Below are 17,675 nucleotides of genomic sequence, written 5' to 3' on the forward strand. Positions count from 1 at the left end.
TGACAGTTGACAGTTGTCAGTTGTCAGTTGTCAGTTGTCAGTTGTCAGTTGTCAGCAGTCAACTGTCAGCAGTCAACTGTCAGCAGTCAACTGTGAGGAATGCAAGTCCTGCTTTTTTGCAGACTTGCATTCCTCACTACGAACCTATAGCGGTTCTCAAAAAAGTGAGGTATGCCCGATGCCCGATGCTTTTAGACCCTATGCCCGCGGAGCCCAATGCCCAATGCCCCATGCCCTCTTTGCCCCATGCCCCATGCCCAATGCCCCATGCCCTATGCCCGGTTTAGCCAGTCGTACGTCATCTTTCTGAGAAAGGCTATATTTTCTGGTATAATTTTGGGGTTTTGGTCGATCGCCCGACATCCAACAGGTCGCGCCGCCAAAAACCTTGATATGATAAAACTTGATCTAACGAACCAAAGGAGAAAGAATGACCCAAGTTGTAATCGGCGAAAATGAAGGGATTGAGTCAGCCCTGCGACGGTTTAAGCGACAAGTTTCCAAAGCGGGAATTTTCCCCGACATGAGAAAACACCGCCACTTTGAAACCCCCCTCGAAAAGCAAAAGCGCAAAGCTATTGCTAGAAGGACTAAGAGACGCTTCCACCGCAACAACAAACCCTAGAACTAGCACTAAATTGATTCGGCACATATAATGCCTTGCGATTCTAGCACCGCAGCGACTCGGAGAATCACCGCTTCGCTGTAGGGAGCACCAACAATTTGTACCCCCAAGGGTAAAGCGCCGGGCCGCTGTACGGGCACGCAAAGCACCGGCAAGCCTATAAATGATAGGGGTTGGGTGAACAGTCCCAGATTGGGACGAACTAAAATTTCTTGTCCGGCGATGACCATTTTCTCGACACCAATTTCAGGAGCTGCGATCGGCGTGGCGGGTGCGAGAATGATATCTGTATGTTGGAATATTTCGCGAATTTGAGACCGATACCACTGTCTGAATCTCTGCGCTTGCACGTACCACGTCGCAGGAATCAGGGTTCCAGCCAAAAAACGATCGCGCGTCGCCGGATCGAAGTCTTGAGGGCGCGTCCGCAAATTCTCCCAATGCAAGTTTCCACCCTCGCAAGCCGTAATTATAAACGCTGCTGCCCTCGCGCGATCGGATTCCGGTATGCTCACAGTCGCAAGCCCCCCAATTTTTCGGGGGTTTGTTGTTGTATTTTCCGACTCCATACCACGATTCAAGACATTTGTCAAGGCTCGGGCAACTATTTCTACAGCAGCCATGGCTTCCGGTTCGGCCCCTGTAGCGAAATAGCCGTCAGCAACCGCAATTCGCAATCCTTCAATTCCTATATTTAACTGTGGCGAGGTAAGTTCTGGCGGGCGTTGAGTGCAAACTGGATCGCGATCGTCCGTGCCTTGCAGGATATCATACAGTAGCGCCATGTCTCGGAGCGATCGCCCGAACGGCCCCACGCAATCCAAACTGCTCGAAAACAAAAAAGCACCAGCCCTTGACAAACGGCCGTAAGTAGGCTTCAACCCAAAAATACCGCACAAAGCAGCCGGTACGCGGATGGAACCGTTAGTATCCGAGCCCAAAGTAACGGGTACTAAACCGGCGGCGACTGCTGCTGCGGAACCGCCGCTGGAACCGCCGGCGATGCGGGTTGTATCGCGGGGATTGCGAGTCGGGCCGTAGTGGCTATTTTCAGTAACAAAACCGTAGGCGTACTCGTCCATGTTGAGCGTACCTACGAGGATAGCACCAGCTTGGATCAGTCGGGCGACCCCCGCCGCGTCTTGGCTAGCCGGAGGGTTGTCAGCGTTGATTTTTGACCCTGCGAGAGTTGTAATTCCGCCGACATCGAACAAATTTTTGACCGCGAAGGGAACGCCTGCTAGCGGGCCTGGATTTTCGTTATTTGCGATCGCATTATCTATCTTTTTGGCTGTTGCGATCGCACTTTCTGCGGTGATAGCTGTAAAGCAATTGAGCGTGTTGTCTCGATCGGCAATTCGTTCTAAAGCAGCAGTTACTGCCAACTTAGCTGTAATCTTACCACTTTTAACCGCCGCTGCCGTAGCAACCGCATCAGCCTTATCTAAAAAACATCTGCGTTCATCCGTGTTCATCTGCCCTCATCTGCGGTTAAAAATCTAAGGTTCAAACACTGGCGCAGCTTCGATGTCTGGGGGTAAGGGGAATTCTGTAACCAGTCGGGCGATCGCCGCTATCCTCTCGAAGTTTACCACAACGCCGGGACGATGTTCCGGTTTTAGGGGCAAGTTTATCAGTTCGGAAGTGCGATCGACATATTCTTCTATATTTATCATGAGTCGCTCCCAAAAAAAACATCCGCGTTCATCCGCGTACATCCGCCCCCATCTGCGGTTTAAAATCTAAGATTCAGATATAAGTGCGATGATTATTGTATTGTAATCGCGATCGGGCTGTCTGTCAGTTGTTATTGCTCAGTTTTTTGTATTCCTCAGATTGTCTGATCTCGTCTAAAGGCGATTTTTGCTTTGCTGGTTCATCAGGACAAAACTTTATAGATGTTTGCGTTTGTCCCGAATGGAAACTTCTATTAATTTCTATTTTAATCTTTCCTTTTTGCCAACCCTTGGAACCTATCTTGAGAATTTGACAATCGATTCCTTCTTGAGGCGAGTTCCAGTTTATACCCCCTCCCGGAATTATTGTTTCTTCGTTAATCCGCAGCTCGTTCATCCACTGAATTATCGACTTCCCAGGGGCAGGCCCTTGTGGTGTCCACTTTTTATTAGTATTAATATCAATGTGCATTATCTCACTAAACTTACTGGAGGCTAGCTCTTTAAATCGGCGAACCGTAAAAGTAGCTTGACCCAATAACAAAACAGCATCATCGCCGTCTAGTATTTCATAATTTTTATTGATTTCAACTTTTTCATTCATTTTATTTCACAAAATTCTGCGGTTTCCTCTTTAATACCATTTCAAGCTATCTGAGTCAAGGTGGTTAAGAAAATAAATTGATTCTCGCACTTTTTCCACTCAAACACTGACAGTTTCCCGCAACTTCTCAACTGCAACATCCAGGGTCGGCAAAGCAAAATTCTCAGCATCCATCAATTGCTTAACCTTATCAAAAATATCAACCTCCGCCTCTTCCCGATCCGTCAGCTTATCATAAAAATAAGGCTCTGTAAACCACTGTTCAAACGCTATCATTAACAAGCCATTAGGCGAAAGTTCAAACCGCCAATACTTAGAAACCCTGCTGTCCACTACCTCAAACATCGGTGCCGGATTATGGATGGGATAATAGCTGTAATTATCGTCGCAGATATAGTACCAAATAGTCCCTTTCCATTCTCGGATAGCATAAACAACATATTCCTTGCCTATAGTTAGTGGTAACTCAACTTTTTTAGTATAACCGCGTGGCGGATCTATATATGTTTCAGGCAGAGATTCACCCGTATTAGCAATACAACGAATTTTCATAACTTGATTACCTACAAATTTTTAGGTGCTGTTTTAGGATACTGTCGCTTGAACTTAAACTCCACATCTTGCAGAGTCTGACTGTTCCGAAACCAATGAACTTGTACGGAAGCTCCATTAATTTCAAAAGCCTCAATACTTGTCATTTATCCCAATCTTCAGAATTCCCGCCATAAACAGCAATAAGTCTCGCTGCATCTCCCAACAATCTATCTGTACCGCAATGAATTACTATGCAATTACCAGCCTTAGCATCTTGCAGTAGCAGTTGCTCCTGCAAATTTCTGGGGTTCTCATCTGGAATAGCACCTTGATTCATAGTTTGACAGTTTCAGATATCATTGGTTAAAAAAGTATGTGAGTCCAAGGGAAAAATTAAATTGACCTGCACTCTTTCTCAACTCAAACAATGACAGTTTCACGCAACTTCTCAACAGCCACATCCAGGGTCGGCAAATCGAAATCCTCAGCATCCATCAATTCCTTAACCTTATCAAAAATATCAACCTCCGCCTCTTCCTGATCCGTCAGCTTATCATAAAAATAAGGATCGGCAAACCACTGTTCAAATGCTATCATCAAGAATCCATTGGGCGAAAGTTTAAACCGCCAATACTTAGAAACTCTGTCATCAACCACTTCAAACAGTGGCGCCGGATTCTGCATGGGATAATAGCTGTAATTATCATCGCAGATATAATACCAAATAGTTCCCCGCCATTCTCTAAAAGCATAAACAACATATTCACGACCGACCGTTAATGAAAACTGTAGTTGTCTTGTGTAACCTATAGTAGGTTCTATGTAATCATCAGGAAGCGATGCACCTGTATTAGCGATACAGCGAATTATCATATTTTTTTTCCTAATTACAGATTCTTGGGAGCTATTTTCGGGTACTGACGTTTGAACTTGTACTCTACATTTTCCTGAGTCTGGCTATTCCGAAACCAATGAACTTGTACAGAGGCTCCATTAATCATAAAAGACTGAATGCTGGTCATTTTATACCAATGTTCAGGATGTCCACCATAGATTGCCACAAGTCTGGGAGCATCTGCCAGCATATTATTCACTCCGCCTTGAATACCTTTGCTATTTCCAGCAAGTGCATCTTGCAGAAGCAGTTGCTCTAGTAAATTTTTCGGACTCTCATCAGGAATAGCACCTTGATTCATAATTTAACAGTTTTAGATATAATTTGTCAAATACCATGAAAAAAAGTTTTTGCTGGCTCTGTTTCCGCCAACAGCTTCCTCCGCGAAATCACATACAGAACCGTCGCACGTCTCCTAATGGCATCGTAACAGCTATCAGCATTTAATACAATTAAATCAGCAGGCTTTTCCACATTTATGCCATAACTTTTATCGACAAAATTCAAAGTTTTGGCACCGCTTTCAGTCACCATATCAAAACAAGCTGCAATCTCAGACATCCCGGTCATCTGACAAACATGAACCGCCATGTGAGCCACATCCAACATATTTCCAGTACCCAAACTGTACCACGGATCTTGCACGCAGTCGTGTCCCAAACTCACGTTCAATCCGTGCTGCCATAACTCCTTAACCCGCGTCACTCCGCGCCGTTTGGGATAGGTATCCGCGCGGCCTTGCAATGTGATATTAATCAAAGGATTAGCAATAAAATTGATGTGCGATTTTGGCAATATTCCCATCAGCTTAAAAGCATAAGCATTGTTGTAAGAACCGAAAGCCGTCGTGTGGCTGGCCGTCACCCGCGCACCCGCACCGCTTCTAATCGCAAAAGCTGCTACTACTTCCAAAAATCTCGACTGTTCGTCATCTATTTCATTGCAGTGGATATCTATCAATCTATTGTATTTTTCCGCAAGTTTAAAAATCTTCTCAACCGACTTCACGCCATCTTCCCGCGTCAACTCATAATGCGGAATTCCGCCCACAGCATCCGCACCCATATCCAGAGATTTCTCTAAAAGTTTTTCATTTCCCGGACTTCCGTAAATCCCGTCTTGAGGAAAAGCCACAACTTGCAAAGTCATCCAATCTTTGACAGAATCCCGTACTTCCAAAAGTCCTTGCAAAGCAGTCAGATTCGGTTCGCTAACATCAGCGTGACTCCTGACAAACAAAATCCCTTGAGACGCTTGCAGCCTTAAAGTTTCAATCGCCCGTTTTTTGACATCATCCAGAGTTAAACCTTGCTTGCGTTCACCCCAAATTTGAATTCCCTCAAACAAAGTACCGCTGTGATTCCATCGCGGTTCCCCCGCAGTCAAAGCAGAATCGAGATGAATGTGCGACTCCACAAACGGAGGACTAACTAAATTGCCTTGAATGTTGATTTCCTGTTCGCCCAGTCCAGAGATGCGCGGCGATACCGCAACTATTGTATCCTCATCGATCGCAATATCCACCGTTGCGCGATCGCCTGCACCCAACAAACGACATTCCCGCAGAACCATGCTATACTTTTGTTCAGACATGGCCTGTTCACTTAATGGTTAGTAGTAAGGACTTCAGTCCTCTCTTAAATCCAGCGTATAAGTTTGGTCAGACAATCTCAAACTCCAGATTGTGATGCTTCACCAAATCAAAGCTAAAATGGTCAACCACATTAGTATCGCTCAACTCCAGATTATAAAAATCCACAAAATCCCAATTAAAATAAGGCCCAGCGTGCCAAGTACCCACATCTAACTTAATAAAACAATCACCCGGAATCCGAAAAGCAACAATATCCTGTAAACTAGGTCTATCGCTATCCCTAGGAGGTGCAACCGCCATCAACCAATCCTTCCCATCCAGAGAACCCAAACACTGAGTACATTTAACGTGCCGCGTAATTTTACCAAACTTGCGACCCTTCTGGTGCAACCGCATAATGTAAAATCTAGGAATACCATTTTCCAAATTTAACTTAGCATCCTCATCATCAAAAGACTTGCCATCAAAACTCGCAGAAATAACTTGACCGTAACTCCGAAAATTCTCCGGCGTCACCCATTGCGCCAACAACTGCTTAGTCGAAATAAATTCCCTCATAAATTCCAACATTCCTAGCTGTTTCAGTCATAAATATTCTAATATAAATAGTAAGATCGGATTATTTATACCTCCCTCGCAACCAAAAATAGACTTTTCGACTTGCTCAACAACAACAACAAGTAATTTACTCCCCAACCACGACAAATATTAGCTATCTTCATCTCTTCTCTTCTTTCTCTTCTTTCTCTTCCTTCGCGAACTTCGCGCCTTCGCGGTTCGTTAAAATTAGATTATTTGAGCCCGTGAAGCGCAGCTATCCCGTAGGGAATCGCCCAAACTAGCCTTACAATCAAAATCACTACACTGCTGCAAAAAACGAACCGCAATATCAGGGCTCGCACCCCAGTGTAAATGCAAATAAGCAGCGTGCACCCTAAAAACCCCCCAACCTTCAGCAACCGCCTCAACTTCTCCCCGTTTGCCGTACCTCCAACTGTGATAAATTGGATTAGTTGGTTCGATCGTCAAATGCGATCGATGAAACTCATGTCCCCAAACCACATCCCCCGCAGCTAACACCAAACTATCCCCCACCGCCACAGCTTCTCGATATCCCAGAGTCAATCGCTTTCCCATCGCAGCCACCGCCGGCAAAACTCCAACTGCCTGCCAAGAATTCCCATCGAAGTCTACAATCGAATCGCACAAGTACATCAAACCGCCGCACTCCGCGTAAGTCGGCATTCCCGCAAAAATCGCACTTCTGACAGCATCCCGAATTACAACATTACCGCTTAATTTTTGAGCAAACACTTCGGGAAAACCACCGCCAAAATATAACCCCTGCACATTCTCAGGAAAAACCGAGTCATCCAACGGACTCCAGAATACCAACTCGGCGCCCAACTCTTCCAACAAATCAAGATTGTCCTGATAGTAAAAATTAAAAGCCCGATCGCGCGCAACTGCAACTCGCACCGAAAACTTTTTTTCCAAACAGTTGACAACATCATCTTTTTTGGTTACAATTTTGTAAGGGAGACTGTATCTACCCAAAAGTTGCTCAGACCCCTCACCCCCCCCATTTGGACTTGCAGCCAACAAAGGCAAAAGTTTCTCCCAGTCAAAACTAACAGCAGCCAAATCAGCCAATTTATCGACCGCACCGTGAAGATGCGGCAACTCTTCAGCAGGAATCAAACCCAAATGTCGATCGGGAATAGTAACAGCCTCATCCCTACGCAAAACCCCTAAAATCGGTAAATTGAGTGGTTTTAGAGCATCTGTCAGCAACTCCAAATGTCGATCGCTCGCCACCCGATTCAGCACCAAACCCGCGAAATTAAGATTTGGGTTAAAAGAACGAAAACCGTGGGCGATCGCAGCTACAGAACCAGAAAGCCGACTGCAATCTATCACAAACAATACCGGCAAATTTAACAAGCAAGCAACATGAGCAGTAGAAGCAAAGGAAATAGAATAATGTTCTTTTCCTTCTGCCTTCCTGACATCCATTACATCCGTTACATCCGTTACATCCGTTACATCCGTTACACAATCCGTTGCCGAACCCTTCTTCGGAGAAACCCCATCAAACAAACCCATTACCCCTTCAACCAAGGCACAATCGACATCTTTAATATGATGGGAAAAACACTTTTTCACATAAGATTCAGACGTTAAAACCGGGTCTAAATTCCGACAGGGGCGGCCAGTAACAAAAGCATGAAACATCGGATCAATGTAATCAGGGCCGACCTTAAAAGATTGCACGTTCAAGCCCTGGCGGATTAAATAAGCTAAAAGGGCGATCGTGACAGTAGTCTTTCCCGCACCACTACGTTCGCCAGCAATTACTAAAGTCATAGTTTTAGATTAGTCATAAAAAATACTGAAAATAGATTGGTAATTGGTAATTGATAATTGGTAATTATCAAGCCCCACCTCATCCAAACTAAGCAATCTCAATAACTGCTAAAAAAGTAGGGCAGACATTTCCTGCCCCACTGAATATTAACTCAATCCGTCTTCCTGATTGTTTTCTCCTTATTTCTTATTCCATCCATCCGTTACATCCGCTACACAATCCGTTGCCGAACTTCTCTTTACCTCTTAGCCAACTTCAGTAATTGAGCAGTCACCGCCAAACTTTCCTCGTAAAGCACATCTCTGCCCCAACTCTGCAAGTGCTGGCCCAGCAACTGTTCCGTTACCTGATCTAGTAGAGGAGTCACTTGGTTAAATCGATCGGTTTGAGCACCACCTTTTGTTTCCATCCGCATACAGCCCCCCGCTTCCGAACACAGAACCGTACCGCAGTCAGCATTCTCATTCGTAGAATTTAAACGCAGAGCAATCAAATCGCCCGGTACATCCCCCGTATCGGCAGTAGGAAGAGCAGCCAACTCCGCTTCGACAACCCGTTCGTCCGCACCCGCAAATCTAATGCGCTTGATTTGGTAATCGCCCTCCTCCTGTTTGAAAGCCACAGGACGCCACTGAAGCCGGCTCGCCAGCCAGCCCAAATACATCAGCGCTTGAGTAGAATTTCCTTGTTCGTAATCGATCGTCACTCGATCGATCTCCCGAATTGCCGCCCGACGTTCCGGCGGATCGAAGGCCTCCGCAGCTAACTCCTGCCACGCCGCCAGCCTGCGCCAGTTCAAATCCGCGATCGGAATTCCTTCCTCGATCAGACTTTGCATCATCAGCAATTCTGCTTCAGATTCGGCAAAACTGCTAGAGTCGATAATCACAGAACTGCTAGTTGTCGCCAGCCGCTGGAACAAACCTCGATCGGCATCTGGGTTAGCTTTCCACCACAGCAGCGTCGGCAAATCGCCGATCGTCAGCGCTGTCACGATCGCGCTCACCCGTTCCAGAGCAGCTTCCGTACCCCTGAGCGTAATATATTCGCAGCAGATCAGATTGCCGCTGCCGCGCTTGTGCACCGGACAGTAAGCAGCCACTTGAGCCTGCACGCCCGTATCTTCTCCCGCAGTCGGGCACAGAGCAATAATCCGGCAGGGATTCGCAGCTACGATCGCATCAGCCACCCCGGAACCCCCAGATCCCAAGCCAGTCGAACCCAAAAGCTCTCCCTTGGCATTTTTGCGAGCCACTTCTTCGCGCAACATCGCCAGCAATTCAGCGCTAGGTTTGCCACTTCTGGGCATTCCGTAAGCTTTTTGAGCAGCCCTGATGCTAGATGCCGTCATCGGCCCGCTAATACCATCAACAGGCCCGTCGTAAAATCCCAGATCCGCCAATAATTGCTGGGTTTCTTCCGGTTCATACACGACAAAAGTAAAAGTTGCTGCCCTAGTCGCGATCGGAAAATCGCCCTTCGATCCTGATTCTCTGTAACTTTCCCAGATTTTACTCAGTTCTGCCTCTATCTGGTCGAGCGACACATCTTTAGGGTTTTGCAGCGAAACTAGAGGCGGAGCTTTCATCGGTGTCATCGTCATCGGTTTTTTCTCCTTGTTTATTTGTCCGTTGTCTGGAAAGCAGTTGACAGTTGTTGATTGTTAGTTGTTAGTTGTTAGTTGTTGATTGTCAGTTGTTAGTTGTTGATTGTTAGTTGTTGCCAATAACCAATAACTAATAACCAATAACCAATAACTAATAACCAATAACTCTTAAAGTCGTCGCCACTTGCGGCCGTCTCTGTTAATCATTAATTCTGCTTCTGCCGGTTCCCAAGTACCAGCTTCATATTTAGGAACCAAACTTTGGTCGTTGGAAGATTCCCAAGCCATCAGCGCCGGAGTTACCACCCGCCATGCTTCTTCCACTTCATCAGAACGGGTAAACAAAGTTTGGTCGCCCAGCATACAATCAATCAACAGGCGATCGTAAGCATCCGAAGATGTCACCCCAAACGAAGCACCATAACTAAAATCCATATCCACCGTCCGCGTCCGCAAATCTGGCCCCGGCATTTTCGCCTCAAACCTCAGCGAAATCCCCTCGTTGGGATGCACGCGCATGGTCAAAACGTTAGGAGTAGTTTGTTGGGCCGCCGACTGAAAAATTAACAGTGGCACTTCCCGAAACTGAATCGCAATTTCGCTAACTTTTTTCGGCAACCGCTTACCAGTCCGCAGGTAGAAAGGCACTCCCTGCCATCGCCAGTTGTCAATCATAAACTTCATCGCCACAAAAGTTGGCGTTGTCGAGTTTGGAGCAACCCCCGGTTCTTCGTGATAACCCGGCACGGGTTTGCCTTTCATCCACCCTGCGGAATATTGACCGCGAATCGCGGAGAACTCCAAGTTATTCAAATCCGCCAAGCGAGTTGCTTGCAGAACTTTCATCTTTTCAGTGCGGATGCTGTCAGCATCGAGGGAGTTCGGCGGTTCCATCGCCGTCAGACAGAAAATCTGCATCAAGTGGTTTTGCAGCATATCCCGCAACGCCCCAGAGGATTCGTAGTAACCGGCCCGGTCTTCTACCCCCACAGTTTCTGCAACGGTAATTTGTACGTGATCGACAAATTGCCTGTTCCACAGCGGTTCAAAAATCGCGTTCGCAAACCGGAACACCATCAAATTTTGAACCGTTTCTTTACCCAAATAGTGGTCGATCCGGTAAACTTGCTGTTCTTGGCAAACCTGCTGCACCACACGGTTGAGAGCTTTTGCCGAACTCAAGTCGCGGCCGAAGGGTTTTTCAATTACCAAGCGATGTTTTATTGGATCGGCCAGCATTTGAGCTGCGCCCAGTTGCCGAATTGCTTCTGGGAAAAAGTTCGGAGAAACGGACAGATAAAAGATGTGATTGCCGCGGGTTCTCCTTTCTTCATCGAGTTCAGCTAAGAAAGCTTTGAGTTTTTGATAGCTTTCGGGGTTGTCAATGTCGCCGGGACAGTAGTACAAACCTTTGGCGAAATCTTGCCACAATTCCTCATTGCCAATACCGCCGCCAAATTCTTCGATGCCTTCCCGCATTTGTTCTCGGAAGTAATCGTGACTCCAGGGACGGCGGGCCACACCTACTACTGTAGTTTCCGGTGGCAAGCGCCGATCGAGCTTCATCTGATAAATTGCTGGTACCAGTTTGCGCTGGGTGAGGTCGCCGGAAGCTCCGAATATCACCAGAATTTGCGGTTCCGGCATCCTTTCCTTTCGCAAACCAACCCGCAGTGGATTTTCAAGTATCGTTACCATTTATTTTCCTTTTGCTTCTAGTGCTGTTAATCTTGCCAGTACCGCGTGATAGTTTGCCGTCATTTCTGCTAATTGCTGGGTCAGAGAGTTGATCTGCCCTTCATATTCGGCTTTGACTTCTGCTCTAATTTCCTCCCTGAGTTCAGCTCTAACTTCCTCTCGAATTTTTTGTCTCTCAACCGCCAGACGAATTTCCCAATCTCGATCGCGCTGTAGTAGTTCAGCTTTCAACTGTCGGTTTTCGGCTCTAAGTTGCTCCATTTCCAACGCCACAGCAGCAGCACGCCGATCCCTCTCTCTGTTTTGCTGTCGGATTTCTTCTCTAAGTCGCTTATTGTCCGATCGCAGTTTCTCCAGTTCAGAATCAGTATCTTTAGGCGATCGCCCGCTTCCTAGTGAAGGAAATCGCTGTTCAACCAAACGCTGAACGGCTGCACCAGTTGGAATTCCGTTGGGCGATGACTCTACTGCTTCTTGCCAGATTTGGATTTGTAATTCAGGGGGGAGTTGAGCCAAAGGGCGGACTTGACTCTCCTTAGTCGGAAATTTGGAACCAATTGGTTCCAAATTTTCCATAACCCGTGCGGCACCAATAAACCGATTAGCCGTCTGTCTGGCCATACCCCACTTTTCTTGGCAATAAGCCTCAAAAGTCTTGTGGATTTCACGGTACAGTTTTTGTTCCCGAATCTCGTCAAGGGCTTTGCCGACTTCATGAAAAGTCTGAAGTCCATGTTCCACAATGGATTCCAGTTCTTGAAGTCTTGCCAGTTCGGTGAGATTAAGTTGGTCGGTTGCATACTCGCTCTCTACTAGAGTATTGGTAATCTGCATAGTAAATGCCTCAGCGCTTGAAGATGGAGAATTTGAGTTGTATATTTGGGGAGATTCCTGCTAGAGGACACAATAGATTTTTTTTTCTAGGAAAAATGTGCGCAATTGCGCACATTTTTCCTGGAGAGAATTCAAAACTAAGCATTTAGGAAGCAACACAATTATCTATTTCGCCCCCTGAATGCTTCTGCCTCTGAGGATACAGATATTTCCTTAAGCGACAGGTGCGAGCTTCTTAACTTTCTCTTCCAAGGAATCCATCAGGGATTGGAAGGGGCTGACAAATTTCTCGATCCCGTCCAGGAGCAAGTCTGCCATCACTTCGTCCAAGTTGATGTCGATGTCGGGATCTTTGAGACTTTCGATCAGGCTGTAAGCTTCTGCAACGTTATTCTCAATCCGGGGCGCGACATCGCAGTGATCGAAACAAGCTTCCACGGTGTTCGGCGGCAAAGTGTTAACAGTGTCGGGGCCGATTAGTTCATCCACATACATCACATCGCTGTAGTTGGGGTTTTTGGTGCTGGTGGAAGCCCACAGCAAGCGCTGGACTTTGGCTCCTTTGGCGGCTATTGCTTGCCAGCGATCGCTCGCGACGATCTCTTTATATTTCTGGTAAGCTACCTTGGCATTGGCGATCGCAATTTTTCCCTTCACCGCTTCCAGTTTGGCTTTGGTGGAAATATCTGTGACGTTTTTGAGTTTCTCGTCAATCTTGCCGTCAATATTGATGTCGATCCGGCTCAAGAAGAAACTGGCAACTGAAGCGATGTTGCTCACGTCCAAACCCTTAGCTGCCCGCGCTTCCAAGCCACGAATGTAAGCCCAGAAAGTTTCGACGTAGCTGTCAACTGAGAACAGCAACGTCACGTTAACGTTAATCCCTTCACTGATGACTCGTTCGACAGCGGGCAATCCTTGAGCAGTTCCCGGAATCTTGATCATCACGTTTGGTTTACCGATCGCCTGATAATAACGTAAGGCTTCACTAATCGTGCTTTCTGTATCATTGGCGATCGTCGGCGGCACTTCAATGCTGATGTAACCGTCCAAACCCTTGGACTCTGCGTAAACTGGGGCGAAAATGTCGCAAGCGTTGCGGATATCTGCAAATACCAGAGATTCATAAATCTCCATGACAGATTTACCAGCCCGGATGCCCGCTTCAATATCAGTATCGTAAATGACATTACCCGCGATCGCCTTCTCAAAAATGGCCGGATTCGATGTAATCCCTCGCAGCCCGCGACTTTCTATCATCTTTTTGAGTTCGCCGGACTCGATCAGATTGCGAGTCAAATTGTCCATCCAGATACTCTGGCCAATTTCTTTGATTTCTAACAGGTGATTCTTTGTCGCTTCTGTCATGGTCTTTAACTCCTACAATTTAGTAATGGGAATTGGGAATTAGAAATTGGAAATTGAGAACTTGTGCTGAACCATTCCGTACCCTGAGCAGAATCAAAGGGCTCAGGATAAACTCCGCCGAAGTATTGGCAATTGGAAATTAAAACATTCTTGCTTCCTAACCTCTATTACATCCGTTACATCCGTTACACAATCCGTTGCCGAACTTCCTTCACTCTTCAAGTGTTATGGGATTGCGCGATCGCTCTTTAATAAAAGACTCAACCAGCGCTACATTTTCTTTACTGCCAATAATCAAAGGCGTGCGCTCATGAATTTTAGTCGGCACCACGTCCAAAATGTCTTGAATACCCGTACTAGCGCGCCCACCGGCTTGCTCCATCAAAAACGCCAAAGGAGCAGACTCGTAGAGTAAGCGCAATTTGCCATCGGGGTTTTTCACCGTTCCTGGGTACAAAAACACACCTCCCTGAGATAAAATCCGGTGGAAATCTCCCACCAAAGCGCCTCCGTACCGGGCGGTATAGCCTTGATTTCGATGTACGTAGCGAATGTAATCCCGATAAGATTCATCCCACTGCCAAAAGCTACCTTCATTGACACTGTAGATCGGGCCGCTGTCTGGAACCTTGATGTTTTCTGTTGATAGAATAAACTCGCCTAAACTGGGGTCGAGGGTAAATGAATGAACGCCTTGGCCGATCGAATAAACCAGCATGGTACTAGGGCCGTAGAGCACGTAGCCCGCTGCGATTTGTTTGTGTCCGTGTTGCAGCAAATCGGCAGCAGAACCGTCTTCATCATCCCCCTCTTGCTTGCGGATGCTGAATATGGAGCCGACATTGAGATTGATGTCAAGATTGGAAGAACCGTCTATGGGGTCGTAGAGCAGACTGTAACGCCCGATCGGACAATTTTCGGGAATGTAGTAGGGTTTTTCCATTTCCTCGGAAGCCAACCGACAGACAAGTCCGCTTTGCTGGAATACCGAGATAAACACTTCATTAGCATAGATATCCATCTTTTTGACGGATTCTCCCTGCACGTTCACAGCCCCTGTAAACCCTAAAGCATCTTCCATTAACCCGGCTCTGCTGAGGCGTCGCGCGATCAGCTTAGCAGCCAGCCCGATGCGATTCATCAGAGCGCTGAGATCCTGAGCATCTGCTGAAAAGCTGTGGAGTTGCTGGAGTACGTGACGGGATAGAGTAGTGCAATCGCGGTCTAAGGCTTGTACCTGCTCGGTCGGGCCCAGACGGGTTTCCCCTGTTGGCGCGTTTACCATGATGTTGATGTTCTCCCTGTCTTGCGGCTCGCTAGTTGGGGATTTTCAGGTGCTTGGCGTTTGCCCCTCGATCGGCTTTGAGGTCGATCGTCCCCTAACTTCTATCTTAGGGAGGGTTTTGCGAAAGGGCGTGGAACTTTAGGTGAATTTTAGATCCCCACCGAAAATTGAGGAGTACGATCGAGCTTTGAGTAAGAAGTTGTATTCAAAATCACTAAATTTTTGATTTACCGCAGAGAACGCAGAGGACGCAGAGGGAGAAAGTGTTGGCTTCGGGATGTAGGTTTGCTGTATAGCAGAAGGAAGTTCGGCAACGGATTCGCTTGCGCGAGATTTAACGAAGGTCAGTCTAACGATTTTAGATTTACGATTGACTTAGCCCACCTGGGGCGGGGCTTCTTGAGGATTTTAGATTCGTTATGAGTGCGATCGGTCAAGATTGTATCAGACGAGCGATCGTACCCCCACAAAAAACTTTTGCTGCCCATTAGGTCTTGAATTACCTAAATATATCTGCTTAGAATCCTTAAACCGCAAATTTTAGCTAAAGGTGATATCACACTCCACAATTATGGGTAAGCTATCCATAGAAATACGGTGATTGAAATTTAAGCAAATATACATAGTCAGTCATTGACTTTTCGATTGACTTGTGTTTGAAATTTACTCAAATGCTAAATTCACCTTGCATGAATTTCTCAAAATTTGGATTGTAAAAACCCAAAGAGAAAATGTTTCTTGGCACTCATCAACCCAGGATAACGCTATGGATATTATTGAACAAATTCCCCATAACTTAGTCAAACACTATCAGATTAAAAAGCTACTCGGAGAAGGCGGTAGTAGCACAACTTACGAAGCCATTGACCTCAAAACAAACCAGCGAGTCGCACTCAAAGCTTTGTCTTTACAGAAGATGAATGACTGGAAAGTCCTGGAACTATTTGAACGAGAAGCCAATGTTTTATCAAAATTGAATCATCCGGGAATTCCGCGTTATTTGGATTATTTTTATGTCGATACTCCCGATAACCGTTGTTTTTATATAGTACAAGAACTGGCCCAAGGGCAATCTCTAGCAAGTTTAGTCGAAAGTGGCTGGCACGCTTCTGAATCCGAAATTCAACGCATTGCCACACAAATTTTGGAGATTTTAGTTTATCTCCATTCACAGACACCACCTGTGATCCACCGGGATATTAAACCAGAAAATATTGTTTTCAAATCGCCGATCGATTCCCAGAAACCAAAAGACTTGGCAGTCTGCTTAGTAGATTTTGGAGCAGTGCAAAACACTTATTACAATACTTTAATGCGAGGAAGTACCGTAGTTGGAACCTATGGTTATATGGCTCCAGAACAATTTCTCGGACAAGCCGTACCTGCAACAGATTTATATGGTTTAGGAGCGACATTGTTGTATTTACTAACCCACCGTTCCCCCGCCGAATTACCAACAAATATACTAGAGAAAGATTTTCGGTCTCAAATTCAGATTTCTTCAGCATTTGCCGATTGGTTAGAAGAAGCGATCGCGTCAGATTTAGACAACCGCTTTCAATCGGCAAAAGAAGCGCTTGAATTGCTTCGCAGTCCTCGAATAGTTAGCGTTAAATCCGAGCCGACTCAATGGAAAAAACGCCTCAAAATAGGAATTGCTGCTATTGCTACTGTTGCGGTTTTAAATCATTTTAAATATCCCATCCTCAACCGGATTGGATTTACTCCCGATGCAGTTGTCAAGGCTGCCTGCCAGGGAGACACTCAAACTGTTAGGCATTATCTGGATCTTGGCATTAATGCTAATAGCAGGGTAAATAATCAGAATTTACTACACTGTGCTGGCTCAAAAGAGGTGGCCGAATTGTTAATTGCCAAAGGTGCAGATGTCAACGCTAAGGCTGCATATGGCTTTACCCCATTACACCTCGCTGCTATGTTCGATCGCATAGAAGTGGCACAGACGCTAATTGCTAAAGGTGCAGATATTAACGCCTGGACAGGAAGTCTATATTTTAATAGAACTCCTCTGTTCTTTGCCCGATCGCCTGAAATGGCCAAGTTGCTGATTGCTAAAGGTGCGGATGTCAATGCCAAAAACAATAAAGGTTTGACTCCTCTACATATGGCGCGATCGAAGGCAATAGCAAAGATACTACTCGCCGCAGGCGCAAAAATTAACATCAAAGAAGACAATGCCCGAAATGGCAAGAGTACAGCTTTATTACATAACGCAGTCAAAATAGGCTTTAAGGAGTTGGTACAACAGCTAATTAAAGACGGTGCAAATGTGGCGATCCGGGATAGTGAAAAAAGAACTCCCCTGCACTATGCAACCACAAAAGAAGTTGCTGCTTTGCTAATGCTGGATATCAACGCTATAGACAAATCTGGAAATACTCCGTTACACCTAGCTGTCGATCGAGGATCTCAAGATATCGCTGAACTGCTAATTGCTAATGGCGCAAGGGTTAACGCTAGAAATGCGAACGGTCAAACTCCATTGTATCGAGCGATCGCGATCGGACACAATCATTGGTGACAAGTTAAGACTGTAAGTCTTTTGTCAAGAGGCTTTTAGAGAATTG

18 protein-coding genes are annotated in these 17,675 nt (G+C 46.1%); 2 read left to right on the forward strand and 16 right to left on the reverse strand.

Features of this window, described 5'->3' with window-relative positions; genetic code table 11:
• Nucleotides 1-430 precede the first annotated feature (430 nt).
• Complete coding sequence (gene rpsU / locus QT974_RS14555; protein WP_006632476.1) at nt 431-625, forward strand: 30S ribosomal protein S21; 195 nt, start codon at nt 431-433, stop codon at nt 623-625.
• 8 nt (nt 626-633) lie between these two features.
• On the opposite strand, the gene QT974_RS14560 is transcribed toward rpsU, so the two are convergent.
• The 16 genes from QT974_RS14560 to fbp form a co-directional block, all read right to left on the reverse strand.
• Nucleotides 634-2,100 (reverse strand): AtzE family amidohydrolase, encoded by a 1,467-nt coding sequence (locus tag QT974_RS14560; RefSeq protein ID WP_333469182.1) that lies wholly within the window; start codon nt 2,098-2,100, stop codon nt 634-636.
• Between the two features lie 24 nt (nt 2,101-2,124).
• Nucleotides 2,125-2,301 carry a DUF4089 domain-containing protein gene (locus QT974_RS14565; RefSeq protein ID WP_333469183.1) on the reverse strand — a complete coding sequence of 59 codons (177 nt, stop codon included), beginning with the start codon at nt 2,299-2,301 and terminating at the stop codon, nt 2,125-2,127.
• Between the two features lie 124 nt (nt 2,302-2,425).
• Nucleotides 2,426-2,905: a KGK domain-containing protein gene (locus QT974_RS14570; protein ID WP_333469184.1), complete on the reverse strand. Its 480-nt coding sequence runs from the start codon at nt 2,903-2,905 to the stop codon at nt 2,426-2,428.
• A gap of 99 nt (nt 2,906-3,004) precedes the next feature.
• A complete protein-coding gene (locus QT974_RS14575; RefSeq protein WP_333469185.1) occupies nt 3,005-3,457 on the reverse strand; it encodes a hypothetical protein in 453 nt (150 codons plus the stop codon).
• Between the two features lie 11 nt (nt 3,458-3,468).
• Complete coding sequence (locus tag QT974_RS14580; RefSeq protein WP_333276718.1) at nt 3,469-3,603, reverse strand: hypothetical protein; 135 nt, start codon at nt 3,601-3,603, stop codon at nt 3,469-3,471.
• On the reverse strand, nt 3,600-3,776 hold the full coding sequence (locus tag QT974_RS14585) for a hypothetical protein (RefSeq protein WP_333469186.1): 177 nt from the start codon (nt 3,774-3,776) through the stop codon (nt 3,600-3,602). The genes QT974_RS14580 and QT974_RS14585 overlap by 4 nt, the downstream gene beginning before the upstream one ends.
• Before the next feature lie 83 nt (nt 3,777-3,859).
• Nucleotides 3,860-4,312 carry a hypothetical protein gene (locus tag QT974_RS14590; RefSeq protein WP_333469187.1) on the reverse strand — a complete coding sequence of 151 codons (453 nt, stop codon included), beginning with the start codon at nt 4,310-4,312 and terminating at the stop codon, nt 3,860-3,862.
• A 14-nt stretch (nt 4,313-4,326) separates the two neighbouring features.
• Nucleotides 4,327-4,635, reverse strand: a complete 309-nt coding sequence (locus QT974_RS14595) for a hypothetical protein (protein ID WP_333469188.1) — start codon at nt 4,633-4,635, stop codon at nt 4,327-4,329.
• Nucleotides 4,636-4,661: 26 nt separating this feature from the next.
• A complete protein-coding gene (codA, locus tag QT974_RS14600) occupies nt 4,662-5,927 on the reverse strand; it encodes a cytosine deaminase (RefSeq protein WP_333469189.1) in 1,266 nt (421 codons plus the stop codon).
• A 67-nt stretch (nt 5,928-5,994) separates the two neighbouring features.
• Nucleotides 5,995-6,486, reverse strand: a complete 492-nt coding sequence (locus tag QT974_RS14605; protein ID WP_333469190.1) for an ureidoglycolate lyase — start codon at nt 6,484-6,486, stop codon at nt 5,995-5,997.
• 228 nt (nt 6,487-6,714) lie between these two features.
• Nucleotides 6,715-8,295 carry a cobyrinate a,c-diamide synthase gene (locus tag QT974_RS14610; RefSeq protein ID WP_333469191.1) on the reverse strand — a complete coding sequence of 527 codons (1,581 nt, stop codon included), beginning with the start codon at nt 8,293-8,295 and terminating at the stop codon, nt 6,715-6,717.
• A 239-nt stretch (nt 8,296-8,534) separates the two neighbouring features.
• Entirely contained in the window at nt 8,535-9,899 is a 1,365-nt protein-coding gene (opcA, locus tag QT974_RS14615) for a glucose-6-phosphate dehydrogenase assembly protein OpcA (protein WP_333469192.1), read from the reverse strand.
• Between the two features lie 171 nt (nt 9,900-10,070).
• On the reverse strand, nt 10,071-11,600 hold the full coding sequence (gene zwf / locus QT974_RS14620; RefSeq protein ID WP_333469193.1) for a glucose-6-phosphate dehydrogenase: 1,530 nt from the start codon (nt 11,598-11,600) through the stop codon (nt 10,071-10,073).
• Entirely contained in the window at nt 11,601-12,434 is an 834-nt protein-coding gene (locus QT974_RS14625; RefSeq protein WP_333469194.1) for a hypothetical protein, read from the reverse strand.
• A 213-nt stretch (nt 12,435-12,647) separates the two neighbouring features.
• Nucleotides 12,648-13,802 carry a transaldolase gene (gene tal / locus QT974_RS14630; RefSeq protein ID WP_333469195.1) on the reverse strand — a complete coding sequence of 385 codons (1,155 nt, stop codon included), beginning with the start codon at nt 13,800-13,802 and terminating at the stop codon, nt 12,648-12,650.
• 211 nt (nt 13,803-14,013) lie between these two features.
• Nucleotides 14,014-15,087 carry a class 1 fructose-bisphosphatase gene (gene fbp / locus QT974_RS14635; RefSeq protein ID WP_333469196.1) on the reverse strand — a complete coding sequence of 358 codons (1,074 nt, stop codon included), beginning with the start codon at nt 15,085-15,087 and terminating at the stop codon, nt 14,014-14,016.
• Between the two features lie 766 nt (nt 15,088-15,853).
• Between fbp and QT974_RS14640 the strand changes: the two genes are divergently transcribed.
• Nucleotides 15,854-17,629 carry an ankyrin repeat domain-containing protein gene (locus QT974_RS14640; RefSeq protein WP_333469197.1) on the forward strand — a complete coding sequence of 592 codons (1,776 nt, stop codon included), beginning with the start codon at nt 15,854-15,856 and terminating at the stop codon, nt 17,627-17,629.
• Nucleotides 17,630-17,675: the final 46 nt, after the last annotated feature.

This window comes from Microcoleus sp. BM001215392 (assembly GCF_036700185.1).
Lineage (GTDB): Bacteria > Cyanobacteriota > Cyanobacteriia > Cyanobacteriales > Microcoleaceae > Microcoleus.

Coding starts and splice junctions, on each gene's coding strand:
- tal (WP_333469195.1), bottom strand. CDS start 13,802: ATGACAGAAGCGACAAAGAATCACCTGTTAGAAATCAAAGAAATTGGC.
- QT974_RS14610 (WP_333469191.1), bottom strand. CDS start 8,295: ATGACTTTAGTAATTGCTGGCGAACGTAGTGGTGCGGGAAAGACTACT.
- QT974_RS14560 (WP_333469182.1), bottom strand. CDS start 2,100: ATGAACACGGATGAACGCAGATGTTTTTTAGATAAGGCTGATGCGGTT.
- rpsU (WP_006632476.1), top strand. CDS start 431: ATGACCCAAGTTGTAATCGGCGAAAATGAAGGGATTGAGTCAGCCCTG.
- QT974_RS14585 (WP_333469186.1), bottom strand. CDS start 3,776: ATGAATCAAGGTGCTATTCCAGATGAGAACCCCAGAAATTTGCAGGAG.
- QT974_RS14565 (WP_333469183.1), bottom strand. CDS start 2,301: ATGATAAATATAGAAGAATATGTCGATCGCACTTCCGAACTGATAAAC.
- QT974_RS14605 (WP_333469190.1), bottom strand. CDS start 6,486: ATGAGGGAATTTATTTCGACTAAGCAGTTGTTGGCGCAATGGGTGACG.
- codA (WP_333469189.1), bottom strand. CDS start 5,927: ATGTCTGAACAAAAGTATAGCATGGTTCTGCGGGAATGTCGTTTGTTG.
- zwf (WP_333469193.1), bottom strand. CDS start 11,600: ATGGTAACGATACTTGAAAATCCACTGCGGGTTGGTTTGCGAAAGGAA.
- QT974_RS14580 (WP_333276718.1), bottom strand. CDS start 3,603: ATGACAAGTATTGAGGCTTTTGAAATTAATGGAGCTTCCGTACAAGTT.
- QT974_RS14590 (WP_333469187.1), bottom strand. CDS start 4,312: ATGATAATTCGCTGTATCGCTAATACAGGTGCATCGCTTCCTGATGAT.
- QT974_RS14625 (WP_333469194.1), bottom strand. CDS start 12,434: ATGCAGATTACCAATACTCTAGTAGAGAGCGAGTATGCAACCGACCAA.
- fbp (WP_333469196.1), bottom strand. CDS start 15,087: ATGGTAAACGCGCCAACAGGGGAAACCCGTCTGGGCCCGACCGAGCAG.
- opcA (WP_333469192.1), bottom strand. CDS start 9,899: ATGACGATGACACCGATGAAAGCTCCGCCTCTAGTTTCGCTGCAAAAC.
- QT974_RS14570 (WP_333469184.1), bottom strand. CDS start 2,905: ATGAATGAAAAAGTTGAAATCAATAAAAATTATGAAATACTAGACGGC.
- QT974_RS14595 (WP_333469188.1), bottom strand. CDS start 4,635: ATGAATCAAGGTGCTATTCCTGATGAGAGTCCGAAAAATTTACTAGAG.
- QT974_RS14640 (WP_333469197.1), top strand. CDS start 15,854: ATGGATATTATTGAACAAATTCCCCATAACTTAGTCAAACACTATCAG.
- QT974_RS14575 (WP_333469185.1), bottom strand. CDS start 3,457: ATGAAAATTCGTTGTATTGCTAATACGGGTGAATCTCTGCCTGAAACA.